Annotated in this window: 18 protein-coding genes and 1 pseudogene; 16 read left to right on the top strand and 3 right to left on the bottom strand. The window is 73.8% G+C overall.

Annotation, left to right across the window (positions count from 1 at the left end; translation table 11 throughout):
• Nucleotides 1-108: 108 nt before the first annotated feature.
• A complete protein-coding gene (locus ACZ5GT_RS18025; RefSeq protein WP_469024202.1) occupies nucleotides 109-2,337 on the top strand; it encodes an ABC transporter ATP-binding protein in 2,229 nt (742 codons plus the stop codon).
• Between the two features lie 136 nt (nucleotides 2,338-2,473).
• The gene (locus ACZ5GT_RS18020; RefSeq protein ID WP_469024195.1) at nucleotides 2,474-3,400 is read left to right on the top strand and encodes an EamA family transporter; all 927 of its coding nucleotides are present in this window, start codon (nucleotides 2,474-2,476) and stop codon (nucleotides 3,398-3,400) included.
• 16 nt (nucleotides 3,401-3,416) lie between these two features.
• On the opposite strand, the gene ACZ5GT_RS18015 is transcribed toward ACZ5GT_RS18020, so the two are convergent.
• On the bottom strand, nucleotides 3,417-4,157 hold the full coding sequence (locus tag ACZ5GT_RS18015; RefSeq protein ID WP_469024269.1) for a class I SAM-dependent DNA methyltransferase: 741 nt from the start codon (nucleotides 4,155-4,157) through the stop codon (nucleotides 3,417-3,419).
• Nucleotides 4,158-4,289: 132 nt separating this feature from the next.
• Between ACZ5GT_RS18015 and ACZ5GT_RS18010 the strand changes: the two genes are divergently transcribed.
• The 10 genes and pseudogenes from ACZ5GT_RS18010 to ACZ5GT_RS17965 form a co-directional block, all read left to right on the top strand.
• Complete coding sequence (locus ACZ5GT_RS18010) at nucleotides 4,290-4,568, top strand: CopG family transcriptional regulator (RefSeq protein WP_469024190.1); 279 nt, start codon at nucleotides 4,290-4,292, stop codon at nucleotides 4,566-4,568.
• Nucleotides 4,565-4,990 carry a PIN domain-containing protein gene (locus tag ACZ5GT_RS18005; RefSeq protein ID WP_469024184.1) on the top strand — a complete coding sequence of 142 codons (426 nt, stop codon included), beginning with the start codon at nucleotides 4,565-4,567 and terminating at the stop codon, nucleotides 4,988-4,990. Before ACZ5GT_RS18010 ends, ACZ5GT_RS18005 begins: the two co-directional genes overlap by 4 nt.
• 191 nt (nucleotides 4,991-5,181) lie before the next feature.
• Nucleotides 5,182-5,976, top strand: coding sequence for a TIGR03084 family metal-binding protein (locus ACZ5GT_RS18000; protein ID WP_469024179.1), 795 nt, complete (start codon nucleotides 5,182-5,184; stop codon nucleotides 5,974-5,976).
• Nucleotides 5,973-7,649, top strand: a complete 1,677-nt coding sequence (locus ACZ5GT_RS17995; protein WP_469024174.1) for an acyclic terpene utilization AtuA family protein — start codon at nucleotides 5,973-5,975, stop codon at nucleotides 7,647-7,649. The genes ACZ5GT_RS18000 and ACZ5GT_RS17995 overlap by 4 nt, the downstream gene beginning before the upstream one ends.
• The gene (locus ACZ5GT_RS17990; RefSeq protein WP_469024168.1) at nucleotides 7,646-9,244 is read left to right on the top strand and encodes an acyl-CoA carboxylase subunit beta; all 1,599 of its coding nucleotides are present in this window, start codon (nucleotides 7,646-7,648) and stop codon (nucleotides 9,242-9,244) included. The genes ACZ5GT_RS17995 and ACZ5GT_RS17990 overlap by 4 nt, the downstream gene beginning before the upstream one ends.
• Before the next feature lie 5 nt (nucleotides 9,245-9,249).
• Nucleotides 9,250-11,211, top strand: coding sequence for an acetyl/propionyl/methylcrotonyl-CoA carboxylase subunit alpha (locus ACZ5GT_RS17985; protein ID WP_469024163.1), 1,962 nt, complete (start codon nucleotides 9,250-9,252; stop codon nucleotides 11,209-11,211).
• A complete protein-coding gene (locus ACZ5GT_RS17980) occupies nucleotides 11,208-12,368 on the top strand; it encodes an acyl-CoA dehydrogenase family protein (RefSeq protein WP_469024158.1) in 1,161 nt (386 codons plus the stop codon). The genes ACZ5GT_RS17985 and ACZ5GT_RS17980 overlap by 4 nt, the downstream gene beginning before the upstream one ends.
• An 18-nt stretch (nucleotides 12,369-12,386) precedes the next feature.
• On the top strand, nucleotides 12,387-13,955 hold the full coding sequence (locus tag ACZ5GT_RS17975) for a 4-coumarate--CoA ligase family protein (protein ID WP_469024152.1): 1,569 nt from the start codon (nucleotides 12,387-12,389) through the stop codon (nucleotides 13,953-13,955).
• The gene (locus ACZ5GT_RS17970) at nucleotides 13,952-14,686 is read left to right on the top strand and encodes an enoyl-CoA hydratase family protein (protein WP_469024145.1); all 735 of its coding nucleotides are present in this window, start codon (nucleotides 13,952-13,954) and stop codon (nucleotides 14,684-14,686) included. The genes ACZ5GT_RS17975 and ACZ5GT_RS17970 overlap by 4 nt, the downstream gene beginning before the upstream one ends.
• Nucleotides 14,674-15,285, top strand: a pseudogene (locus ACZ5GT_RS17965) (TetR/AcrR family transcriptional regulator); the annotation flags it as partial. The gene ACZ5GT_RS17970 and the pseudogene ACZ5GT_RS17965, both read left to right, overlap by 13 nt.
• Nucleotides 15,286-15,441: 156 nt before the next feature.
• Here the strand turns inward: ACZ5GT_RS17965 and ACZ5GT_RS17960 are convergent.
• Nucleotides 15,442-16,545: a citrate synthase 2 gene (locus tag ACZ5GT_RS17960; protein ID WP_469024140.1), complete on the bottom strand. Its 1,104-nt coding sequence runs from the start codon at nucleotides 16,543-16,545 to the stop codon at nucleotides 15,442-15,444.
• Between the two features lie 330 nt (nucleotides 16,546-16,875).
• Here ACZ5GT_RS17960 and pdxH point away from each other — a divergent pair, with 330 nt between their 5' ends.
• A complete protein-coding gene (pdxH, locus tag ACZ5GT_RS17955; RefSeq protein WP_469024263.1) occupies nucleotides 16,876-17,562 on the top strand; it encodes a pyridoxamine 5'-phosphate oxidase in 687 nt (228 codons plus the stop codon).
• 561 nt (nucleotides 17,563-18,123) lie between these two features.
• Nucleotides 18,124-19,533: a PAS domain-containing protein gene (locus ACZ5GT_RS17950; protein WP_469024133.1), complete on the top strand. Its 1,410-nt coding sequence runs from the start codon at nucleotides 18,124-18,126 to the stop codon at nucleotides 19,531-19,533.
• Nucleotides 19,534-19,862: 329 nt separating this feature from the next.
• Here the strand turns inward: ACZ5GT_RS17950 and ACZ5GT_RS17945 are convergent, their stop codons facing one another.
• Complete coding sequence (locus ACZ5GT_RS17945; protein ID WP_469024130.1) at nucleotides 19,863-20,618, bottom strand: SIS domain-containing protein; 756 nt, start codon at nucleotides 20,616-20,618, stop codon at nucleotides 19,863-19,865.
• Between the two features lie 262 nt (nucleotides 20,619-20,880).
• Between ACZ5GT_RS17945 and ACZ5GT_RS17940 the strand changes: the two genes are divergently transcribed.
• Together ACZ5GT_RS17940 and ACZ5GT_RS17935 are read left to right on the top strand one after the other, a co-directional pair.
• On the top strand, nucleotides 20,881-21,573 hold the full coding sequence (locus ACZ5GT_RS17940; RefSeq protein ID WP_469024127.1) for a metal-dependent transcriptional regulator: 693 nt from the start codon (nucleotides 20,881-20,883) through the stop codon (nucleotides 21,571-21,573).
• A 535-nt stretch (nucleotides 21,574-22,108) separates the two neighbouring features.
• Nucleotides 22,109-23,029, top strand: coding sequence for an alpha/beta fold hydrolase (locus ACZ5GT_RS17935; protein ID WP_469024256.1), 921 nt, complete (start codon nucleotides 22,109-22,111; stop codon nucleotides 23,027-23,029).
• Nucleotides 23,030-23,562: the final 533 nt, after the last annotated feature.

Genomic DNA, 23,562 nt, shown 5'->3' with positions numbered 1-23,562 from the left:
GATCCGTGAGAGGGCCGACGGCATGCCGTCGGCCTTTTCCTTTTCAGTGAATTCGGTGGATTCGGCGAATTCGGTGATTCCGGCGACGTGAAGCGAAGGGAATGCGGAATGGATGTGGACGAGAGTGAGGGCGGGGGAGAGGGCGAGGAGTTCGCATACGAGGACACGCCCACCATTCCGGCGCGCACCGCGTTCCGCCGGTTCTGGCCGCTGACCAGAGGCCTGCGGCGCTGGCTGCTGATCGTCTGGGTGTGCACGGTGCTCGCCGCGCTCGCCGAGACCGAGGCCATCCTGGTCTTCGGTGACCTCACCGACAACGCGCTGCAGAAGGGCTCCCTGTCCGCGTTCTGGGGGCCGGCGGTGAAGTGGCTCTGCTGGGCGGTCGCCGGCGCCGTCGTCGCGTACGCGGGCAACTCCCTGGCCGCGTGGGCGACCGAGCGGTTCGTGATGCGCCTGCGCGAGCACGTCTTCGACCACGTGCAGAAGCTGCCACCGCACTTCTTCCAGCGCCACCGCCAGGGGGACCTGCTGTCCCGCCTGACCGGCGACGTCGAGGCGATCGAGACGCTGGTGGTGTCGGGCCTGGTGGGGGCCGCCTCGGCGCTGTTCTCCGCCCTCTTCTACGCGGTCGCCGCCTTCTGGCTGCGCTGGGACCTGGCCGCCGCCACCTTCGTGCTGGCGCCCCTGTTCTGGCTGGCGGCCCGCCGCTTCTCCGGCTCCATCAAGGACGTCTCCCGCGAGGGCCGGGTCGCCGACGGCGCGATCACCTCGGTCGTGGAGGAGTCGCTCGGCAACATCGTGCTCACCCAGGCGTACGACCGCCGGGACGCGGAGCGGCGGCGGCTGAGCGAGGAGGCGAACGCCTGGTTCCGCGCCTCGGTGCGCTCCACCCGGCTCAACGAGGCGTACGAGCAACTGGTGCAGGTCATCGAGACGGTGTGCGTGCTCGCGGTGATCGGCATCGGCGCCTGGGAGATCTCCACCGGCCGCATGACCCTCGGCCAACTCCTCGCCTTCGCCGCGTTCCTCGGCTACCTCTACCCGCCCGTCCGCGGCCTGGCCCAGCTCGGCCTGACGGTCACAGCGGCGACGGCGGGCGCGGAACGGCTCATCGAGATCCTGGACGTGTCCCCGTCGGTCACCGACCCCGGACGGGCCGCCGACACCGGCCGCCCCGACGGCACGGTCGAGGTCCGCGACGTCTCCTTCCGCTACCCGGGTGCCGACCGGATCGCCCTGGACGGCCTGTCCTTCACGGTCAGCCCGGGCGAGCTGGTGATCATCACCGGCCCGAGCGGCGCGGGCAAGTCCACCGTCTCGAAGCTCCTGCTGCGCTTCTACGACCCCGACTCCGGCGGGCTCTTCCTGGACGGCGTGTCCCTGCGCGACTTCCCGCTGGCCCGGCTGCGCGAGTACGTCACCCTGCTGCCGCAGGAGACCCTCGTGCTGCACGACACGGTCCGCGCCAACATCGCCTGCGGCCGCCCCGGCGCGAGCGACCAGGCCGTCGAGGAGGCGGCGAAGGCGGCCGACGCGCACGACTTCATCGTCCGGCTGCCCGAGGGCTACGACACCCGGGTCGACCCCAACTCGGCCCGCCTGTCCGGCGGGCAGCTCCAGCGCCTGGCCGTCGCCCGCGCGATCCTGCGCGACTCGCCGGTGCTGGTCCTGGACGAGCCGACGACCGGCCTGGACGCCATGGCGGCCCGCCGGGTGGTCAAGCCGCTGCGGCGCCTGATGGCCGGGCGGACCACCATCATGATCACCCACGACCTCAATCTCGCGCCCGACGCCGACCGCATTCTCGTCGTCGACCGCGGCCGGATCGTCGAGACGGGCCGGCACGAGGAGCTGCTCGCCCGCGGCGGGGCCTACTCCCGCCTGCACCGCTCGCAGAACAACGCCGTGATGGACACCGGCGAGCTGCGCCTGCCGCTGTTCACCGACGACGCGCCGCCCCAGGCACACCCGGGCGCCCAGACCGTCCAGGCAGGCCAGGCAAGCCAGGGAGGCCCGGCAGGCCCGGCAGGCCCGGCAGTCCACGGCGATCAGGTGCACGACGCCCACGCCTACGCCGGGTACACCGGGTACACCGGGTACACCGGTTACGCGACGCCGGAAGCCGCCTGGACGCCCGCCCCCGCCGCCGCGCCCGCCCACGACCCCTACGGCGGCGCCCAGCAGCCCGCCCCCTCGGACCCGTACGGCCAGTACGGCCAGTACGGCCAGTACAGCCAGTACGACGAGTACGGCCGGCACGCGTACGGGACCGTCCCCACCGCCGTCGACCACGGCCGCCCCCCGCTCCGCGACGAGGAGCCCTGGCCCGGCATCTGAGCACCCGCACGTCCAAGCACCGGGACAGTCGCTTAAAGGTTTCACGCGCCTGACCGAGTCCATTACCGTGGACCTGGCAGTACACCGAGATGCATGAGATGCATGAGATGCATGAACCCGAGCCCCTGGACCGCCCGTGACCACCGCCCCCTCCGCCGCCACCCCTTCGCCGACCGGGCTCGGTCCCGTGCCCGCGGGCGGCGTCCCGCACCGCCGCGGCTCACTCGGCCCCGTCGGCCTGGTGCTGGCCGGCGGTGTCTCGGTGCAGTTCGGCGGGGCGCTCGCGGTGAGCCTGATGCCGCGGGCCGGCGCGCTCGGCGTGGTCACCCTGCGGCTGGTGGCGGCGGCGGTGATCCTGCTGCTGGTCTGCCGGCCCCGGCTGCGCGGCCACTCGCGCACGGACTGGGGGACGGTGGTCGTCTTCGGCGTCGTCATGGGCGCGATGAACGCCCTGTTCTACCAGGCGGTCGCCCGCATCCCGCTCGGCGCCGCGGTCACCCTGGAGGTACTCGGCCCGCTCGCCCTGTCCGTCCTCGCCTCCCGCCGCGCGGTGAACATCGTCTGGGCCGGGCTCGCCCTCGCCGGCGTCTTCCTCCTCGGCGGCGGGGACTTCGGCGACCTCGACCCGGCGGGAGCCGGCTTCGCGCTGGGCGCGGGCGCCATGTGGGCGGCGTACATCGTCTTCAGCGCCCGCACCGGCCGACGCTTCCCGCAGGCCGACGGGCTGGCGCTGGCCATGGGCGTGGCGGCGCTGCTGATGCTGCCGCTGGGGATCGCCGAGTCGGGCGCGAAGCTCACCGACCCGGTGACGATCGGGCTGGGCTCGGCCGTGGCGCTGCTGTCCTCCGTCCTGCCGTACACCCTGGAACTGCTCGCGCTGCGCCGCCTGCCCGCCTCCACCTTCGCGGTGCTGATGAGCCTGGAGCCGGCCCTGGCCGCGACGGCCGGGTTCCTGATCCTCGGCCAGACCCTGTCCGCGGCGCAGGCGGCGGCCGTCGCCCTGGTCATCGCGGCCAGCATGGGCGCGGTGCGCACCCAGACGGGCCCGAAACGCCCGTCGTAGCGCGCCCGCGCCCCCGTCAGGCGGGCTTCTGCCACACCGACACGTGCTGCCGGCTCTCGCCGGTGAACGGCTCCCGTGTCCAGCCGTCCCATCGGTCGCGCAGCCGCATCCCCGCCAGCCGGGCCATCAGGTCCAGCTCCGCGGGCCACACGTACCGGAACGGGACCGCCAGGTAGGAGCCCCGGCCGTCCACCACCCGCACGTGGTGCGAGCTCATCGACTGCGTCGCCACGTCGTAGAGGTCGAAGCCCAGCCGCGACCCGTCCACCCGGAACGGCACCGCGTTCTGCCCCGGCGGCAGCCTGCGCAGGTCGGGGACGGAGACCTCGACCACGAAGCGGCCGCCGGGCTCCAGATGGGCCGCGGCGTTGCGGAAGCACTCCACCTGGGCGTCCTGCGAGGTGAGGTTCATGATCGTGTTGAAGACCAGGTAGGCGACGGAGAACGTGCCGTCCACCCGCGTCGTCGCGAAGTCCCCGACCGTCACGCCGATCGCGTCCCCGCCCGGCTTGGCCCGCAGCCGCTGCACCATCGCCCGCGACAGGTCGATGCCGTGCACCTCGACGCCCCGCCGCGCCAGCGGCAGCGCGATCCGTCCGGTGCCGACCCCCAGCTCCAGCGCCCGGCCGCCGTGGCCGGCCAGTTCCGCCAGGACGTCGACCGCCGGTTCCACGACCCCTGGGTCGAACATCTCCGCCGTCGACTCGTCGTAGTCCGCCGCGACGGACTCCCCGAAGTAACCGTCCTCGTCCTTCACCATCGGGCGACCGTACGACGGCAACCGCGCGCGGCGCCCGCGATTTTCGGGCGACGGCGCGGCGCTCACACGGCTTTCCGGCCGGCCCGCCCCACTGGTAAGGGGTCTGACACCAAGAGTATGGTCTCTTGTATGGCTACGAAGAAGGTGACCGTGACGATTCCCGAGGATCTGCTGGAAGAGATCCGCGCGGACGCGGCGGAGCGGGGGCTGTCGGCGTACGTCGCCGAGGCGCTGCGCTTCAAGCGGGACCGGGACCGGCTTCGGGAACTGGTCGACTGGCTGCAGGAAGAGCACGGCCCCGTGACGGAGGGCGAGCGTTCGGTGGCGCTCGACGAGCTGGAGGATCTCGACGCCGAACACGATCGGCGCCGCACCTCCGGACGGCGCGACGCCGGAGAGGCTGCGTGAAGAAGCGAGTCGGTGAGCACGGGCAGAGGCCGCTCCGTGTCTTCGTCCTGGACCGTCAAGCACTCTCCCTGGCAGTGCGCGGTGACCGGAAGATGATCGCCTGGCTCGACCTCGCGGCGTGCGGGGAGGCCGACGTGGTGACGTCGCCGATGACTCTGGTCGAGGCGTACGACGGCAGAACGACCGAACAGCGCTGGGACTGGGTGCTGTCCCGGCTCCAGGTCGCCGACATCGGGAAGGACGAGGCCCGCCAGGCACGCCGGCTCCTGGCCGACACCGGGTTGCACGGCCACAAGTACGCGATCGACGCCGTGCTCGCCGTGATCGCGCGACAGCAGAAGGGACAGGTCACCGTCTTCACCTCGGACGTCGACGACCTGGAGAAGCTGGTCCCGGACACCATCGTCGTCAAGAAGGTCTGACCCGGCCCGCGCTCTCGACCGGCCGGGCGTCACCGTCTCGCCGTGGGGCCGGGTTCCCGCTCGCTGTTCCCCCATGACGCCCGGCGGCGCTCGGACGACTCCCCGGGGCGGCTGTCACGTGGCGTCGCAAGCCCGGAATTATTCATGCAAGCATGCTTGATTGTTTCTGGCCCCGCTGCCATGCTCCCCCCATGTCCGATCCGACGCCCGTCATCGACGACCTGCGTGACGAGAGTGACGAACTCGACCGTCTCGTGGGCGAGTTGACCCCCGAGCAGTGGGCGCTCGCGACGCCCGCGCCCCGCTGGAGCATCGCCCACCAGATCGCCCACCTCGCCTGGACCGACCACTCGGCCCTGCTCGCCGTGACCGACGTGGACGCGTTCCACGGCCTGGTCGAGCAGGCGCTCGCCGCACCCGGTTCCTTCGTGGACAACGGCGCCGACGAGGGGGCCAAGCTGCCGCCGGAGGAGTTGCTGACCAAGTGGCGCGAGGGGCGCGCCGCGCTCGACCGGGCGCTGCGCGCGAGCCCGCCCGGCGCCCGTTTCCCCTGGTACGGACCCCCCATGTCGGCCGCCTCCATGGCCACCGGCCGTCTGATGGAGACCTGGGCCCACGGCCAGGACGTGGCCGACGCGCTGGGCGTCGTCCGTGCCCCCACCGACCGGCTCAGGCACGTCGTCCGCATCGGCGTGCGGGCCCGCGACTTCGCCTTCGGCGCCCACGGGCTGCCCGCCCCCTGGGAGGAGTTCCGGGTCGAGCTCGACGCGCCTTCCGGGGAGGTGTGGACCTTCGGTCCGGAGGACGCCGTTCAGCGCGTCACCGGCCCCGCCCTCGACTTCTGCCTGCTGGTCACCCAGCGCGCCCACCGCGCCGACCTCGCCCTGCGCGCGGAGGGCCCCGACGCCGACCGCTGGCTCGGCATCGCCCAGGCGTTCGCGGGGCCGCCCGGCGCGGGCCGCCCGCCGAAGGGGGCCGGCGCGTGAGCGTGCTGCGCATCGGCAACGCGTCCGGCTTCTACGGCGACCGCTTCGACGCCGTGCGCGAGATGCTCACCGGCGGCGAGCTGGACGTGCTGACCGGCGACTACCTCGCCGAGCTGACCATGCTCATCCTGGGCCGGGACCGGCTGAAGGACCCCGGCGCCGGGTACGCCCGCACCTTCCTGCGCCAGCTGGAGGAGTGCCTGGGCCTCGCCCACGAGCGGGGCGTGCGCCTCGTCACCAACGCCGGCGGGCTGAACCCCGCCGGACTCGCCGACCGGGTGCGGGAGCTGGCCGCCCGGCTCGGCGTCCCGGTCCGGGTCGCGCACGTCGAGGGCGACGACCTCACCGCCGCGCACCCCGGCGCCCTGGCCGCCCACGCCTACCTCGGCGGCTTCGGCATCGCGGCCTGCCTGCGGGAGGGCGCCGACATCGTGGTCACCGGGCGGGTGACGGACGCGGCGCTGGTCACCGGGCCCGCGGCCGCGCACTTCGGCTGGCAGCCGGGGGAGTACGACCGGCTCGCCGGCGCCGTCGTCGCCGGGCACGTCCTGGAGTGCGGCACCCAGGCCACCGGCGGGAACTACGCCTTCTTCGCCGACGGCGACGTCCGCCGGCCCGGCTTCCCGCTCGCCGAACTGCACGAGGACGGCAGCTGCGTCGTCACCAAGCACCCCGGCACCGGCGGCTTCGTCGACGTCGGCACCGTCACCGCCCAGCTGCTGTACGAGACGGCGGGCGCCCGGTACGCGGGACCCGACGTCACCGCCCGCCTGGACACCGTACGGCTCACCCAGGACGGGCCCGACCGGGTGCGGATCGAGGGCGTGCGCGGCGAGGCCCCGCCGCCGACGCTCAAGGTCGGCCGCAACCTGCTCGGCGGCTTCCGCAACGAGATGACCTTCGTCCTCACCGGCCTCGACGTCGAGGCGAAGGCCGCGCTGGTGCGCGAGCAGATGGCGGACGCGCTCGCCAAGTCCCCGCCCGCCGACGTCCGCTGGGACCTGGTGCGCACCGACCGGCCCGACGCGCCCACCGAGGAGACCGCCAGCGCGCTGCTCCGGCTCGTCGTGCGGGACGCGGACCCCGAGGCGGTCGGACGGGCGCTGAGCGGGGCCGCGATCGAGCTGGCGCTGGCCAGCTACCCCGGCTTCCACGTGCTCGCGCCCCCGGGCAAGGGCGCGCCCTACGGGGTCTTCGAGGCGGCGTACGTCCCCCAGGGCGAGGTCGGACACGCGGCGGTCCTCGACGACGGACGCCGGATCCCGGTACCGCCGCCCCCCGACGCCCTCGCCCTCGACGAGGTGCCCGAGCCGGCCCTGCCCGAGCCGCCGGCGCCGGGACCCGTCCGGCGCGCCCCGCTCGGCCTGGTCGCCGGCGCCCGCAGCGGGGACAAGGGCGGCAACGCCAACGTGGGCGTGTGGGCGCGCTCGGACGCGGCCTGGCGGTGGCTCGCGCACGAGCTGACCGCCGACCGGTTCCGCGAGCTGATCCCGGAGAGCCGCCCGCTGACGGTCACCCGGCACGCCCTGCCGAACCTGCGCGCCCTGAACTTCGTCGTCGAAGGCATCCTCGGCGAGGGCGTCGCCGCGCAGGCCCGCTTCGACCCGCAGGCCAAGGCCCTCGGCGAATGGCTGCGCTCCCGCCACCTGGACATCCCGGAGGCCCTGCTGTGACGGTCATCCAGACCACCCTCGACCCCCACGCCCCCGACTACCGGGCCAACCGCGAGGCCATGCTCGCCAAGCTCGCCGACCTGGACACCGAGCACGCCAAGGCGCTCGCGGGCGGCGGCGAGAAGTACGTCCAGCGCCACCGGAAGCGCGGCAAGCTGCCGGTCCGCGAACGCATCGAGCTGCTGCTCGACCCGGACACGCCGTTCCTGGAGCTGTCGCCGCTGGCCGCCTGGGGCAGCGACTACGCCGTCGGCGCCTCCCTTGTCACCGGCATCGGCGTCGTCGAGGGCGTGGAGTGCCTGATCACCGCCAACGACCCGACCGTGCGCGGCGGCGCCAGCAACCCCTGGTCGCTGAAGAAGGCCCTGCGCGCCAACGACATCGCCCTCGCCAACAAGCTGCCCTGCATCAGCCTGGTGGAGTCCGGCGGCGCCGACCTGCCGTCGCAGAAGGAGATCTTCATCCCCGGCGGCGCGATCTTCCGCGACCTCACCCGGCTGTCCGCGGCCGGCATCCCGACGGTGGCGGTCGTCTTCGGCAACTCCACGGCCGGCGGCGCGTACGTGCCCGGCCTGTCCGACCACGTGATCATGGTCAAGGAGCGCGCCAAGGTGTTCCTCGGCGGGCCGCCGCTGGTGAAGATGGCCACCGGCGAGGAGAGCGACGACGAGTCGCTGGGCGGCGCCGAGATGCACGCGCGCGTGTCGGGCCTCGCCGACTACTTCGCCGCGGACGAGCACGACGCCCTGCGGCAGGCGCGCCGGGTGGTCGCCCGGCTCAACCACCGCAAGGCCCACCCGGATCCCGGCCCTGTGGCGCCGCCCAAGTACGACGAGGACGAACTGCTCGGCATCGTCCCGGGCGACCTGAAGACCCCCTTCGACCCGCGCGAGGTCATCGCCCGGATCGTCGACGCCTCCGACTTCGACGAGTTCAAGCCGCTGTACGGGACGAGCCTGACGACCGGCTGGGCCACCCTGCACGGCTATCCGGTCGGCATCCTCGCCAACGCGCAGGGCGTCCTGTTCAGCGCGGAGTCGCAGAAGGCCGCCCAGTTCATCCAGCTCGCCAACCAGCGCGACATCCCGCTGCTGTTCCTGCACAACACCACCGGCTACATGGTCGGCAGGGAGTACGAACAGGGCGGCATCATCAAACACGGCGCGATGATGATCAACGCGGTCAGCAACAGCCGGGTGCCCCACCTGTCCGTGCTCATGGGCGCCTCCTACGGCGCCGGGCACTACGGCATGTGCGGCCGCGCCTACGACCCGCGGTTCCTGTTCGCCTGGCCCAGCGCCAAGTCCGCCGTCATGGGCCCGCAGCAGCTGGCCGGCGTGCTGTCGATCGTGGCCCGCCAGTCGGCCGCCGCGAAGGGACACCCCTACGACGACGAGGCGGACGCCGCCCTGCGCGCCATGGTGGAGCAGCAGATCGAGTCCGAGTCGCTGCCGATGTTCCTGTCCGGGCGGCTGTACGACGACGGCGTCATCGACCCGCGCGACACCCGTACCGTCCTCGGCCTGTGCCTGTCCGCCGTGCACACCGCGCCCTTCGAGGGCGCGCGCGGCGGCTTCGGCGTCTTCCGGATGTGAGGTCCATGATCCAGAATCTGCTGGTCGCCAACCGGGGCGAGATCGCCTGCCGGATCTTCCGTACCTGCCGCGAACTGGGCATCCGGACGGTCGCCGTGCACTCGGACGCCGACGAGACCGCCCTCCACGCGCGCCTGGCCGACGCGGCGGTACGGCTGCCGGGGTCCGCGCCCGCGGAGACGTACCTGCGCGGCGACCTGATCGTGAAGGCGGCCGTCGCCGCCGGCGCCGACGCCGTGCACCCCGGCTACGGCTTCCTGTCCGAGAACGCCGACTTCGCGCGCGCCGTCACCGACGCGGGCCTCAAATGGATCGGGCCGCCCCCGGAGGCGATCGAGGCGATGGCGTCCAAGACGCGCGCCAAGGAGCTGATGGGCATCGCCCCGCTGGGCGAGGTGACCGAGGCCGACCTGCCGGTGCTGGTGAAGGCGGCCGCGGGCGGCGGGGGGCGCGGGATGCGCGTCGTGCGCCGTCTGGAGGAGCTGGGCGACGCCCTGGAGAGCGCCCGCGCCGAGGCGGCGAGCGCCTTCGGCGACGGCGAGGTCTTCGTCGAGCCCTACGTGGAGGGCGGCCGCCACGTCGAGGTGCAGGTGCTGGCCGACACCCACGGCACCGTGTGGGCGCTCGGCACCCGCGACTGCTCGCTCCAGCGCCGCCACCAGAAGGTGATCGAGGAGGCCCCGGCGCCCGGCCTGTCCGAGCGGCTGGAGGAGGAGCTGCGCACGCTGGCCGTGCGCGCCGCGCGCGCCGTCGACTACGTGGGCGCCGGCACCGTGGAGTTCCTCGTCGACGGCGACACGGCGCACTTCCTGGAGATGAACACCCGCCTTCAGGTCGAGCACCCCGTCACCGAGGCGGTGTCCGGCGTCGACCTGGTCGCCCTGCAACTGCGCGTCGCCGAGGGCCACGCCCTCGAAGGCGACCCGCCGCCCGTGCGCGGCCACGCGATCGAGGCCCGCCTCTACGCCGAGGACCCGGCCGGCGGCTGGGCCCCGCAGACCGGCACCCTGCACCGCCTCGCCGTCCCCGACGGCGTCCGCCTGGACACCGGCTACACCGACGGCGACACCATCGGCGTCCACTACGACCCGATGCTCGCCAAGGTCGTCGCCCACGCCCCCACCCGCGCCGAGGCCGTCCGCAAGCTGGCCGGCGCGCTGGAACGGGCGGCCGTCCACGGCCCGGTCACCAACCGCGACCTGCTGGTGCGCTCCCTGCGGCACGAGGAGTTCGCCACCGCCCGCATGGACACCGGCTTCTACGACCGCCACCTCGCCGCCCTCACCGAGCCCGCCCCCGACCCGTACGCGCCCCTGGCCGCCGCCCTCGCCGACGCCCACGGCCGCTCCCGCTTCGGCGGCTGGCGCAACCTGCCCTCGCAGCCGCAGATCAAGCGGTACGAGATGGCGGGCGAGGAGCACGAGGTGCGCTACCGGCACACCCGCGAGGGCCTGGCCGCCGACGGGGTCCGGGTCGCGCACGCCGACGCGCGGCTGGTCGTCCTCGAAGTGGACGGCGTGCGGCGCCGGTTCGAGGTGGCCCGCCACGGCGACCGGGTCTACGTCAACGCCACCACGCTCACCGCCCTGCCCCGCTTCCCCGACCCGGACGCTCAGCGGGCCCCCGGCTCGCTGCTCGCCCCGATGCCGGGCACGGTCGTCCGGGTGGCCGAGGGGCTGGCCGAGGGAGCCGTGGTCCAGGCCGGACAGCCGCTGCTCTGGCTGGAGGCGATGAAGATGGAACACAAGATCACGGCGCCCGTCACCGGGACGCTGAGCGCCCTGCACGCCGCCCCCGGCCGCCAGGTCGAGGTCGGCGCACTGCTCGCCGTGGTCGAAGCGTCCGCAGCCGAGGCGCCCGCAGTCGAGGCGTCCGCAGTCGAGGCGCCCGCAGTCGAAGGATCCGCAGTCGAAGGATCCGCAGCCGAAGCGTCCGGAGTCGAAAAGTCCGCACAGGAGGACCAGTGAGCGCCACCCTCGAGACGGAAGAACACCAGGCCCTCAGGTCGGCGGTGGCCGCCCTCGGCCGACGGTACGGCCGCGACTACATCACCGGCCTGGCCCGTGAGGGCCGCCACCCCGACGAACTGTGGTCGGAGGCCGCCAAGCTCGGCTACCTCGGCGTCAACCTGCCCGAGGAGTACGGCGGCGGGGGCGGCGGCATCGCCGAACTGTCCATCGTCCTGGAGGAACTCGGCGCCGCGGGCTGCCCGTTGCTGATGATGGTCGTCTCGCCCGCCATCTGCGGCACGGTCATCGCCCGCTTCGGCACCGAGGAGCAGAAGCGGCAGTGGCTGCCCGGCCTCGCCGACGGCACCCGCCGGATGGCGTTCGGCATCACCGAGCCCGACGCCGGCTCCAACAGCCACCGCATCACCACCACCGCCCGCAAGGACGGCGGCGACTGGCTGCTGACCGGCCGCAAGGTCTTCATCTCCGGCGTCGACATCGCGGACGCGACCCTGATCGTCGGCCGCACCGAGGACGCCCGCACCGGCCGTCTCAAGCCGTGCCTGTTCATCGTCCCGCGCGACGCGGAGGGCTTCCAGCGGCGCGCCATCGACATGGAACTCAGCGCCGCGGAGAAGCAGTTCGAGCTGGTTCTGGACGACGTGCGGCTGCCCGCCGACGCGCTCGTCGGCGACGAGGACGCGGGCCTGCTGCAGCTGTTCGCCGGCCTGAACCCCGAGCGCATCATGACGGCCGCGTTCGGTATCGGCATGGGACGCTACGCCCTGTCCCGGGCCGTGCAGTACGCCCGCGAGCGCAGTGTCTGGAAGACGCCCATCGGCGCCCACCAGGCCATCGCGCACCCCCTGGCCCAGGCGCACATCGAGCTCGAACTCGCCCGCCTGATGATGCAGAAGGCGGCCCACCTCTACGACATCGGCGACGACGTCGGCGCGGGCGAGGCCGCCAACATGGCCAAGTACGCGGCCGCGGAAGCCTGCGTGCGGGCCGTCGACCAGTCTGTGCACACCCTCGGCGGCAACGGCCTCACCCGCGAGTACGGCCTCGCCTCGCTGATCACCGCGTCGCGGGTGTCCCGTATCGCCCCGGTGAGCAGGGAGATGATCCTCAACTACGTCTCCCACCAGACCCTCGGCCTGCCCAAGTCGTACTGACCCGCGCGAGGAGGAACCGTGTTCCGCAGTGAGTACGCAGACGTCACGCCCGTGGAACTGCCCATCCACGAGGCGGTCCTCGGCCGGGCCGCCGAGTTCGCCGACGAGCCCGCCCTGATCGACGGCACCGACGGCACCACCCTCACCTACCAGCAGGTGGACCGGTTCCACCGGCGGGTCGCCGCCGCGCTCGCCGAGGCGGGCGTGCGCAAGGGCGACGTGCTCGCCCTGCACAGCCCCAACACGGTCGCCTTCCCGATCGCCTTCTACGCCGCCACGCGCGCGGGTGCCTCGGTCACCACCGTGCACCCGCTCGCCACGGCCGAGGAGTTCGCCAAGCAGCTCAAGGACTCCGCCGCCCGCTGGATCGTCACCGTCTCCCCGCTGCTGGAGACGGCCCTGCGGGCCGCCGAACTCGCGGGCGGCGTCCAGGAGGTCTTCGTCTGCGACAGCGCGCCCGGCCACCGCTCCCTCATCGACATGCTGGCCTCCGACGCCCCCGAGCCGCAGGTCGACATCGACCCCGCCGAGGACGTCGCGGCGCTGCCGTACTCCTCCGGCACGACCGGCATACCCAAGGGTGTGATGCTCACCCACCGCCAGATCGCCACCAACCTCGCCCAGCTCGAACCGTTCGTCGACGCCGGGCCCGGCGACCGCATCCTCGCCGTGCTGCCGTTCTTCCACATCTACGGCCTGACGGCCCTGATGAACGCGCCGCTGCGCAAGGGCGCCACCGTCGTCGTGCTGCCCCGCTTCGAACTGGAGACGTTCCTCGCCGCCGTCCAGAACCACCGCATCACCGGCCTGTACGTCGCCCCGCCCATCGTCCTGGCCCTCGCCAAGCACCCGCTGGTCGCGCAGTACGACCTGTCGTCGCTGAAGTACATCGTCAGCGCCGCCGCCCCCCTCGACGCGCAGCTCGCGGCCGCCTGCTCCGAGCGGCTCGGCCTGCCGCCGGTCGGCCAGGCGTACGGCATGACGGAACTCTCGCCCGGCACGCACGTCGTCCCGCTCGACGCCATGCACGAGGCGCCCCCCGGCACCGTCGGCAAGCTCATCGCCGGCACCGAGATGCGCATCGTCTCCCTCGCCGACCCCGACAAGGACCTCGGCGTCGGCGAGTCCGGCGAGATCCTCATCCGCGGCCCCCAGGTCATGAAGGGCTATCTGGGCCGCGCCGACGCCACCGCCGCGATGATCGACGAGGACGGCTGGCTGCACACCGGGGACGTCGGCCAGGTGGACGAGGACGGCTGGCTGTTCGTCGTCGACCGGGTCAAGGAACTGATCAAGTACAAGGGCTTCCAGGTCGCCCCCGCCGAGCTGGAGGCGCTGCTGCTGACCCACCCCGGCATCGCGGACGCCGCCGTCATCGGCGTCTACAACGACGACGGCAACGAGGTCCCGCGCGCCTACGTCGTCCGCCAGCCCGACGCGGCCGGCCTGACCGAGGGCGAGGTCATGATGTACGTCGCCGAGCGCGTCGCCCCGTACAAGCGCGTCCGCGAGGTCGCCTTCCTCGACGCCGTGCCGCGCGCCGCCTCCGGCAAGATCCTCCGCCGACAGCTGAGGGGACGCTCATGACGCTGATCACCCGCACCCGCGACCGGGGCGTCGAGACCCTCGGCCTGGACTCCCCGGCCAACCGCAACGCCCTGTCGGCGGCCTTGGTGGGCGAGCTGGCCGACGCGCTCACGGACGCCGGCAAGGACACCGGCGTACGGGCCGTCGTCCTCACCCACACCGGCAACACCTTCAGCGCGGGCGCCGACCTGCGCGACCCGCCGCACCCCGACGCGCTGGTCGGCCTGCTGCGGCAGATCGTCGAGCTGCCCAAGCCGGTCGTCGCCCGCGTCACCGGGCACGTGCGGGCGGGCGGCCTGGGCCTGCTGGCCTGCTGCGACATCGCGGCCGCCGCCACCGGCTCCAGTTTCGCCTTCACGGAGGTCCGCATCGGCGTGGCCCCCGCGGTCATCTCGCTGCCCCTGCTGCCCCGCACCGACCCCCGCGCGCTGGCCCGCTACTACCTCACCGGCGAGCGCTTCGACGGCGCCGAGGCGGCCCGCATCGGCCTGGTCACCGCGGCCGGCGACGACGTCGACGCCGTACTGGAACCCGTCCTGGACGGCCTGCGCAGATCCGCGCCGGAGGCCCTGGCCGAGACCAAACGGCTGCTCACGGCTAAGGTGCTGGAGTCATTCGACCGGGACGCGGCCGGCCTCACCGCGCTCTCGGCCAAGCTGTTCGCCTCCCCGCAGGCCCGCGAGGGGATGACGGCCTTCCTGGAACGACGGGATGCCCCATGGGTGCTGTGAGCACGAGCCCGGAGGACCGCGTGGAGCGCGTCCCCAAGCAGGACCGCAGCCGGGCCACCCGGCAGCGGCTCCTGGCGGCCGCCGTGGCCTGCCTCGCCGAGCACGGCTGGGCGGGCTCGACGGTCTCCGTGGTCGCCGAACGCGCCGGCGTCTCCCGGGGCGCCGCCCAGCACCACTTCCCGACCCGCGAGGACCTGTTCACGGCGGCCGTCGAGTACGTCGCCGAGGAACGCTCCACCGCGCTGCGCGCCCTGTTCCCGCAGGGGGCGGGCGACCGCCGGGCCGTGGTGGCCGCCCTCGTCGACCTCTACACCGGCCCGATGTTCCGGGCCGCGCTGCACCTGTGGGTGGCCGCCTCCAACGAGGAGCAGCTGCGGCCGCGGGTGACCGAGCTGGAGGCCCGCGTGGGCCGCGAGACCCACCGCATCGCCGTGGACCTGCTGGGCGCCGACGAATCCCGCCCCGGCGTCCGTGAGACCGTCCAGGGCCTGCTGGACATGGCCCGGGGCCTCGGCCTCGCCAACCTGCTCACCGACGACACGGGCCGCCGGGAGCGGGTCGTGGCGCAGTGGGCGGACCTGCTGGACGGCGCGCTGGGGGGGGGGGGGGGGGGCGGGGGGACGAAGGGGAGGGGGGGGGGGGGGGGGGGGTGGGCGACGGCGGGGGGCGCGGCTGCCCCCGCCCCCCCCCGGTGGTCGATGGGGCTGAGCGGCCGCCGCCTGCCGACCGCGGCCGCTCAGCCCGGCGCCGGGCGGTCACCGGCTCGCGATGTCCTCGTAGCCCTCGACCTGGCGCGGGTCGCGCGGGCCCGGGCCCATGTAGCGGGCGGACGGGCGGACCAGGCGGCCGGTGCGCTTCTGCTCCAGGATGTGCGCCGACCAGCCCGCGGTACGGGCGCAGGTGAACATGGACGTGAACATGTGGGCCGGCACCTGGGCGAAGTCCAGGACGATGGCCGCCCAGAACTCCACGTTCGTGGCCAGCACCCGGTCCGGGCGGCGGTTGTGCAGCTCCTCCAGGGCCGCCTTCTCCAGCGCCTCGGCGATCTCGAAGCGCGGGGCGCCCAGCTCGCGGGCGGTGCGCCGCAGCACGCGCGCACGGGGGTCCTCGGCCCGGTAGACGCGGTGGCCGAAGCCCATCAGACGCTCGCCCCGGTCCAGGGCCTGCCTGACGTACGCCTCCGCGTCGCCGGTCCGCTCGATCTCCTCGATCATGTGCAGCACGCGCGAGGGGGCGCCGCCGTGCAGCGGGCCGGACATGGCGCCCACGGCGCCGGAGAGGGCCGCGGCCACGTCCGCGCCGGTGGAGGCGATGACGCGGGCGGTGAAGGTGGAGGCGTTCATGCCGTGCTCGGCGGCGGACGTCCAGTACGCGTCGACGGCCGCGACGTGCTTGGGGTCCGGCTCGCCCCGCCAGCGGATCATGAAGCGCTCGACGACCGACTGCGCCTTGTCGATCTCCCGCTGCGGCACCATGGGCAGGCCCTGCCCACGGGCGGACTGGGCGACGTACGACAGGGCCATCACCGCGGCGCGGGCGAGGTCGTCGCGGGCCTGCGCGGCGTCGATGTCGAGGAGCGGTTTCAGGCCCCACACCGGCGCGAGCATCGCCAGCGCCGACTGCACGTCCACGCGGATGTCGCCGGAGTGCACCGGGATCGGGAACGGCTCGGCGGGCGGCAGGCCGGGGTTGAAGGCGCCGTCGACGAGGAGGCCCCAGACGTTGCCGAACGAGACGTGACCGACCAGGTCCTCGATGTCGACGCCCCGGTACCTGAGGGCGCCGCCCTCCTTGTCCGGCTCGGCGATCTCCGTCTCGAACGCGACGACTCCCTCGAGTCCGGGTACGAAGTCGGACATCAGGCGGCTCCTCGTGATGTGGGCGACAGACGGTGTGGTGGGGACGGGACGACGACCATGTGCCGATGCGGAAAGGGCGGCTTGGCCGGTGGATCCTCGGTCGCTTCCGGACTCGCGGTCCCCGGTGGCCATCCTGGTGATGCCCCGAACGGCGGGCGGTCACCCCACCGGAACGGCATCAGCACGATATCCCTGAGTGCCACCGTTGGGGAGAGTCCGCGGCACTCAGTGCCACACAGTGACGAAGGACACCGTGCGGCGTCCGCCCTGCGGACGCCGCACGCACGGACGCCCCGGATTTACTGGCCGCCCCGGATGCCTGCCGCGCCGATGCGGCAAGATGTCGGCGTGAACGCCCACGACGCCGCCGCTCCCGACCCCGCTGCCATGCGCAAGCACTACCGGGCCGAGGGCCTCGCCGAGTCCGACCTGGCGGCCACCCCGGTGCAGCAGTTCGCGCGCTGGTTCGCGCAGGCCGCGCGGGAAGCCCACCTGTTCGAACCGAACGCCATGATCGTGTCCACGGCGGACGCCCAGGGCCGGCCCAGCTCCCGGACGGTGCTGCTGAAGCAGTTCGACGAGCACGGCTTCGTCTTCTACACCAACTACGAATCCCGCAAGGGACACGACCTCGCCGAGAACCCGCACGTCTCGCTGTTGTTCCCGTGGCACCCGATGGCACGCCAGGTCATCGTCACCGGCGTCGCGCGCCGCACCGGCCGCGACGAGACGGCCGCCTACTTCCGCAGCCGCCCGCACGGCTCCCAGCTCGGCGCCTGGGCCAGTGCCCAGTCCAGCGTCATCGCCTCCCGCGCCGAGGTCGACGCCGCGTACGCCGAACTGGAGGCCCGCTACCCGGAGGGCGAGCAGGTCCCGGTGCCCCCGCACTGGGGCGGCTTCCGGGTGGCCCCGCGGCAGGTGGAGTTCTGGCAGGGGCGGGAGAACCGGCTGCACGACCGGCTCAGGTACGTCGCCGAGGCGGACGGGGGATGGCGGGTGGAGCGGCTGAGCCCGTGAGGGGTCTCGCGGTCTGAACGCCGGCGGGCCGCGGTCTCCACGGTCCTCGCGGCTGAGGCGCCGACGGTCCTCGCGGCTGAGGCGCCGACGGTCCTCGCGGCGGAACGCAGACGACCCGCGAACTCGGGTCCCTCCGCCGGACGGCGGGGGAGCCGGCCGGACGTACCGGCGAGCTCGCGGGTCGGGTGACTGCGTTGGATTGGGCCGGCTGCGTATATCGCGTACACGCTGGTCCGGCACCGCACTGTGTGTGGTGGCGGGCCGCTAGCCCGCAGCCACCTCGTGCGTCCGGGTTTCACTCATGTACCCGATCACCTCCCTTCTCACGTGCTCGCCACATTAGGCAGTGGCCGGGCGCGGTTCAACAGGTTTTCGGCGGTTTCCGGTGGTGGGCCCTTTTGATCGTGGGAGGGGGCCGGTCTGGGTAGAGAAGAGGTTGGGTTGCAACGATTCCCTCAATCTTCTGGAACCCGGTGTGTGCTGGATCACGTTCCAGTTAGATGATGACGAGTGAGTGAACCGACGCGCCGTGCCTGCGGGCGCAGCTGGGAGGGGGTCCAGGTGAGTGCTTCCCGGCGTAGTGGGACCACCGACGAACTGGGGCCGGACGAGCCCGAGCGGGCGGGGACCGCCGCGGGCCCCGACGGCTCCGACCTGCTGGCGGCGCTGCTGGACGGCATGGACGCGGCCCTGTGCGCCTTCGACGCCGACGGGGTGGTGACCCACTGGAACCGCGAGGCGGAGCGGATCCTCGGCTGGACGGCGGCGGAGGCCGTGGGCCGGCAGGGTTTCGCCGGGTGGGCCGTGCGTGAGGCGGACGCCGGCGAGGTCGAGGGCCGGCTGATGTCCGCGATGCGGTCGCCCGGCCGGCAGGTGCACGAGTTCGCGCTGCTGACCAAGGACGGCGGACGGGTGCTCGTACGGACCCAGTCGGCCGCCGTGCGCGGCCCGGACGGCAAGCCGGCGGGCGTGTACTGCGCCTTCAGCGAGGTGCACACGCAGATCGACCTGGAGCGCTCCATCGCGCTGAGCGAGGCGCTGTTCGACGACGCATCCTGGGGCGTCGTGCTGGTGGACGCCGACCTGCGGCCCGCCGTGGTGAACGCGCACGCGGCCCGGTCGCTCGGCATCGGGCGCACGGCCGCGCTGGGGCGGCCGCTGGGGGAACTGCTCGCCCAGGGCGTCGAGGAACTGGAGAGCGCGCTCACGCACGTCCTGGCGGAGGGCGCGCCGCCGGCGCCCGCGGAGATCTGGGTGAGCGTGCGCACGCCGGAGGGTGAGCAGCGGCGCTGCTGGCGCTGCGGCTTCGTCCGGCTGGCCTCGCCGCTCGCGGAGGAGCCGGTGCCGCTGGGCGTCGGCTGGCTGTTCGTGGACGTGACCGAGACCAAGCAGGGCGAGCAGGCGGCGGCGCTGTTCAGGTTCCGCGCCAACCAACTGCACCGGGCGGCGCGCGCCGCCGCCGAGTGCGAGGACCCCGCGGAGGCGGCCACCGTCCACCTCGACTTCGCGCTCGCCGGGTTCGCCGACCACGCGCTGATCGACCGGGTGGCGGGCGGCGCGCTCGCCGACGGCGCGGAGAGCGGGCCGGTGCGGCTGGTGCGGGTGGCGGCTACGCCGTCCGGGGCGCCGGGGCCGAGCCTGCTCGGCGGGCAGGCCGGACTGCCCGTGCGGTACGCGGAGGGGCATCCGGCGCTGCAGAGCGTGGAGCGGACCGGGTCGGTGCGGGCCGGCGGCGGTTCGGTGCCGGCCAAGGACGCGCGGGAGTGGGCGCGGTCCCGGCAGTGGCCCGCCGACACGGTGCACGCGCTGTGCGCGGTGCTGCGCAGCCGCGGGCGGACGCTCGGTGTCGTGACGTTTCTGCGCACGGCCGGGCGCAACCCGTTCGAACGGGCCGACGTGGCCTACGCCGAGGACGTGGCGACCCGCATCGCAGCAGCCCTGGACCTCGCGGACGCGGCGGACCGGCGATAGGCACAGGGCGACCGGGGGACAAGAGGCAGGCGAGGTCACGAGGCCGGGCGACGGTACGGCGGACGACCGGCGGCAGGCCAAGGCCCCGACAGCCGCGGCACCGGCTCGCGGCGGTGGCGTGGCTGCCGCCCCGCCTCAGGCGCCTCGTCGGCCTCATCCGCCGTGCCGGAACGGCCGGGCGGCCGGCCTCGCGGCAGCAGTCGGCCGCTTCATTCGTCGGTCCGCTGCTGGCGGCCGGTGTCCGCCGGCCGCCGTCTGCCGCCTCGGCCTGAGCACGCCGCCCGCCACACATCAACGGCTGCGTGGCGCTCCGGGCGGCCGCCGGGCGCTCAGTGCCGGTAGAAGATCCGGTCCCCGTACTGCTCCATCACCCGCCCGTTCCACTCGTGGCCCCCGTCGACGTTTCCGGAGCGCAGCAGCGGCGGCTCGATGCCCCGGTCGGCCAGGGCGGCGGCCGTGGTGGCCATGACGGCCTGCAACAGGGCCGCGGTGACGACCGTGGAGGCCGGCGCGAAGGGGGCGGGGACGGTGTCGAGCGTCAGCTCGGCGTCGCCGACCGCGATCTTGGAGTCGAGGACGATGTCGCAGTGGTCCTTGAGGTAGCCGCCGGAGGCGTGGAGCGACCGCGTCTCGGAGGCGTACGCCACCGAGGTCACGCCGATGACCTTGACGCCCATCGCGCGGGCGCTCATGGCCATCTCGACGGGCAGCGCGTTGCGCCCGGACAGGGAGACGACCACCAGCACGTCCCCGGAGCGGATCGGCGAGCTGGCGAGCACCGCGCCGGCCAGGCCGTCCACCCGCTCCAGCGCGGAGCCGAGGGTGGCCGGCATGACGTCGACGCCGACGACGCCGGGCACCGCCAGCAGGTTCATCAGGGCCAGACCGCCGGCGCGGTAGACGACGTCCTGGGCGGCGAGGGAGGAGTGGCCCGCGCCGAAGGCGAACAGCCGACCGCCGTCGGCGACGGTGTCGGCGAGCAGCGCGCCGGCCGCGGCGACGGCGTCGGCCTCCTCCTCGCGGACCCGTTGCAGCAGGCCGATCGCGGCGTCGAGGAACTGGCCGGCCGGGGTGGCGTCGCTCATGCGGATCCTTCCGGAGGGCGGCGTCGGATGTCCGTGTCGCGGATCACCGTGCGGTCTGGACCACTGCCGTGTCAATACGGCGTCCGGCGGCTCGCGCGCGGCTGCCCGGACGGCGTGCGCCGGGACGCGGCCGTTCCCCGCCGGGTACGTGGTTTCCGCGGCGCGGCACGGTTGTCGGTGCCATGCGTCAGAATTGAGTCCAGGGCCAGCGCACACGCCGCGAAGCCGTCGCGCTCGCGGCAGATCTCATCGAGGGGCATGTATGTCCGGACTGATCGACACCACGGAGATGTATCTCCGCACCATCCTCGAGCTCGAGGAAGAGGGCGTGGTCCCCATGCGTGCCCGGATCGCCGAGCGGCTCGACCAGAGCGGGCCGACCGTCAGCCAGACGGTGGCGCGGATGGAGCGGGACGGCCTGGTGTCCGTCGCCTCCGACCGCCACCTGGAGCTCACCGACGAGGGCCGCCGGCTCGCCACGCGGGTGATGCGCAAGCACCGGCTGGCGGAGTGCCTGCTGGTGGACGTGATCGGCCTGGAGTGGGAGCAGGTGCACGCGGAGGCCTGCCGCTGGGAGCACGTGATGAGCGAGGCCGTGGAGCGCCGGGTCCTGGAGCTGCTGCGTCACCCCACCGAGTCGCCGTACGGCAACCCGATCCCGGGCCTGGAGGAGCTGGGCGAGAAGGACGGCGCCGACCCGTTCCTCAACGAGGGCATGGTGTCGCTGGCCGAACTCGACGCGGGCGAGGACGGCAAGACGGTCGTCGTGCGCCGGATCGGCGAGCCGATCCAGACGGACGCACAGCTGATGTACACGCTGCGCCGGGCGGGCGTGCAGCCCGGATCCGTGGTGAGCGTGACCCAGTCGGCGGGCGGGGTGCTGGTGGGCAGCGGCGGCGAGGCCGCCGAGCTGGAGGCGGACATCGCCTCCCACGTGTTCGTCGCCAAGCGCTGAGCGCTGAGCGCTGAGCACCGTGCGGCGCCGGTTCGAAGATCCAGTGCGTCGAATCGCAGCGCTGTGACGCCTCCCGTGCGACGCTTTCCGTGAGGCATATGACGGAGGGGGCGGGCGAATGCGCCGCAGACGTGTGGAGGGCCCCGGCGCCGTGCGGCGCCGGGGCCTGTCCTCCCCTGTGCTGACCCGGAGCCCCGAGCTCTCAGGGTCATTCCCCTCGGACCGTTTTCCCCGAGCGGTCCGCCCCCCGCTGAAGATCTCCCCTGCACAGCGACGATCATTCCCCGAAGCGGGTCACTCGAACGAGGGGTGTTGCTCGCCAGAACGGCACTTTCGAATAGGTATTCGATAGTCTGCGGTGACGGATCATGCGGAACGTGCGCTTCATCTAGGGGGTGCACGAGTGCACGCGACAGCCGCGTGCACGAAGGCAGCTGCACGGCAACGGCAGGACACGGTGCGACACGGTGCACAGGACCGTCCGGCTCGCGCGTGAGCGAGCGGTCCGAGCGGAGCTAGGGGGGTGCCAGGACCAGTGGTGCGGCGCATCGACGTGACCGGGACGGGCGGCGTCCGTCTCGCGGCCTGGGAGTTCGGCGATCCACCCAAGAGCGACCCGGCGGCCCTCGTACCGCAGCAGGCGGGGCCGCCCGGCCGGACCGACCCACCGGGCAGTACCGAACGCACGCCCGGTGTGCTGTTACTGCACGGACTGATGGGCCGTGCCTCGCACTGGGCGTCCACCGCCCGCTGGCTGTCCGGCCGCCACCGCGCGGTCGCGCTGGACCAGCGCGGCCACGGCCAGAGCGAGAAGCCGCCGAAGGCGGCCTTCACCCGCGAGGCCTACGTCGGCGACGTCGAGGCCGCCCTCGAGCAGCTGGGCCTCGCCCCGGCGGTCCTCATCGGGCACGCCATGGGCGCCCTGACGGCGTGGCAGCTCGCCGCCAAGCGCCCCGACCTGGTCCACGGGCTGATCATCTGTGACATGCGGGCCTCCGCGCTCGGGGCCGCCTCGCAGCGCGAGTGGGAGGACTGGTTCAAGGCCTGGCCGACGCCGTTCGCCACACTCGCCGACGTCCGCAAGTGGTTCGGCGAGGACGACCCCTGGGTTGAGCGCCCCAACCCGGCCCGCGGCGAGTTCTACGCCGAGGTGATGCACGAGGGCCCGGACGGCTGGCGGCCCGTCTTCGACCCCGAGCAGATGCTGAAGTCCCGCGAGACCTGGGTGTACGACGCGCACTGGGAGGAGCTGGCCCAGGTCCGGTGCCCCGCACTGGTCGTCCGCGGCCTCGACGGCGAACTCGGCCGCGCCGAGGCCCAGGAGATGGTCCGCGTGCTGCCCCGCGGCCAGTACGCCGAGGTGGCCGACGCCGGCCACCTCGTCCACTACGACCAGCCGGAGGCCTGGCGCGCGGCGATCGAACCGTTCCTGGACGGCGTCCTCAGCCAACCCTGACCCGACCCCGCGGCGCCCCTCGGCGAACGCCGACCCGACGCCGCGGCGTCCCCCGGCACCCCGTGACCGGGCGCCCGCGGCCCCTCTGGGCGGGCGCTGCCCCGGTGTCCGCGGCGTCTCTGGGGGAAATGATGGCCCGGCGCCTGCGGCCCCTCCCGGCGAAAGCGGCCCGCGGCGTCCGCAGCCGCCCGTCGGCGCCGGCGCCCCGGCGCCTGCGCGCCCTTCGGGGGACGCCGACCCGCCGCCCGCGGCCCCTCTGGGCGAACGCCGCCCCGACGCCGCGGCGTCTCTGGGGGAAATGGTGGCCCGGCGCCTGCGGCCTCTCGGCGGAAGCCTGAGCGGCGTCCGAGGCCCCCCTGGGCGGGCGCTGTCCCGGCGTCTGCGGCGTCTCTCGGCGAGTCGTGCCCCGGCGTCTGCGGCGCCTCTCCACGGGCCGTGCCCCGGCCCCCGCAGCGCCTCTCCGCTGGCCGTGCCCCGGCCCCCGCAGCGCCTCTCCACGGGCCGTGCCCCGGCGCCCCTGGGCGGGAGCCGGG

It is taken from the genome of Streptomyces sp. NPDC031340 (assembly GCF_055569945.1).
Note: the sequence above shows the minus strand (reverse complement) of the source record. Positions and strands in the feature narration are given on the sequence as shown.

Bases quoted from the DNA above. Each gene is read 5' to 3' on its own strand.
- ACZ5GT_RS18025 (WP_469024202.1), top strand. From the start codon at position 109: ATGGATGTGGACGAGAGTGAGGGCGGGGGAGAGGGCGAGGAGTTCGCA.
- ACZ5GT_RS18010 (WP_469024190.1), top strand. From the start codon at position 4,290: ATGGCTACGAAGAAGGTGACCGTGACGATTCCCGAGGATCTGCTGGAA.
- ACZ5GT_RS18000 (WP_469024179.1), top strand. From the start codon at position 5,182: ATGTCCGATCCGACGCCCGTCATCGACGACCTGCGTGACGAGAGTGAC.
- ACZ5GT_RS17985 (WP_469024163.1), top strand. From the start codon at position 9,250: ATGATCCAGAATCTGCTGGTCGCCAACCGGGGCGAGATCGCCTGCCGG.
- ACZ5GT_RS17970 (WP_469024145.1), top strand. From the start codon at position 13,952: ATGACGCTGATCACCCGCACCCGCGACCGGGGCGTCGAGACCCTCGGC.
- ACZ5GT_RS17960 (WP_469024140.1), bottom strand. From the start codon at position 16,545: ATGTCCGACTTCGTACCCGGACTCGAGGGAGTCGTCGCGTTCGAGACG.
- pdxH (WP_469024263.1), top strand. From the start codon at position 16,876: ATGCGGCAAGATGTCGGCGTGAACGCCCACGACGCCGCCGCTCCCGAC.
- ACZ5GT_RS17945 (WP_469024130.1), bottom strand. From the start codon at position 20,618: ATGAGCGACGCCACCCCGGCCGGCCAGTTCCTCGACGCCGCGATCGGC.
- ACZ5GT_RS17940 (WP_469024127.1), top strand. From the start codon at position 20,881: ATGTCCGGACTGATCGACACCACGGAGATGTATCTCCGCACCATCCTC.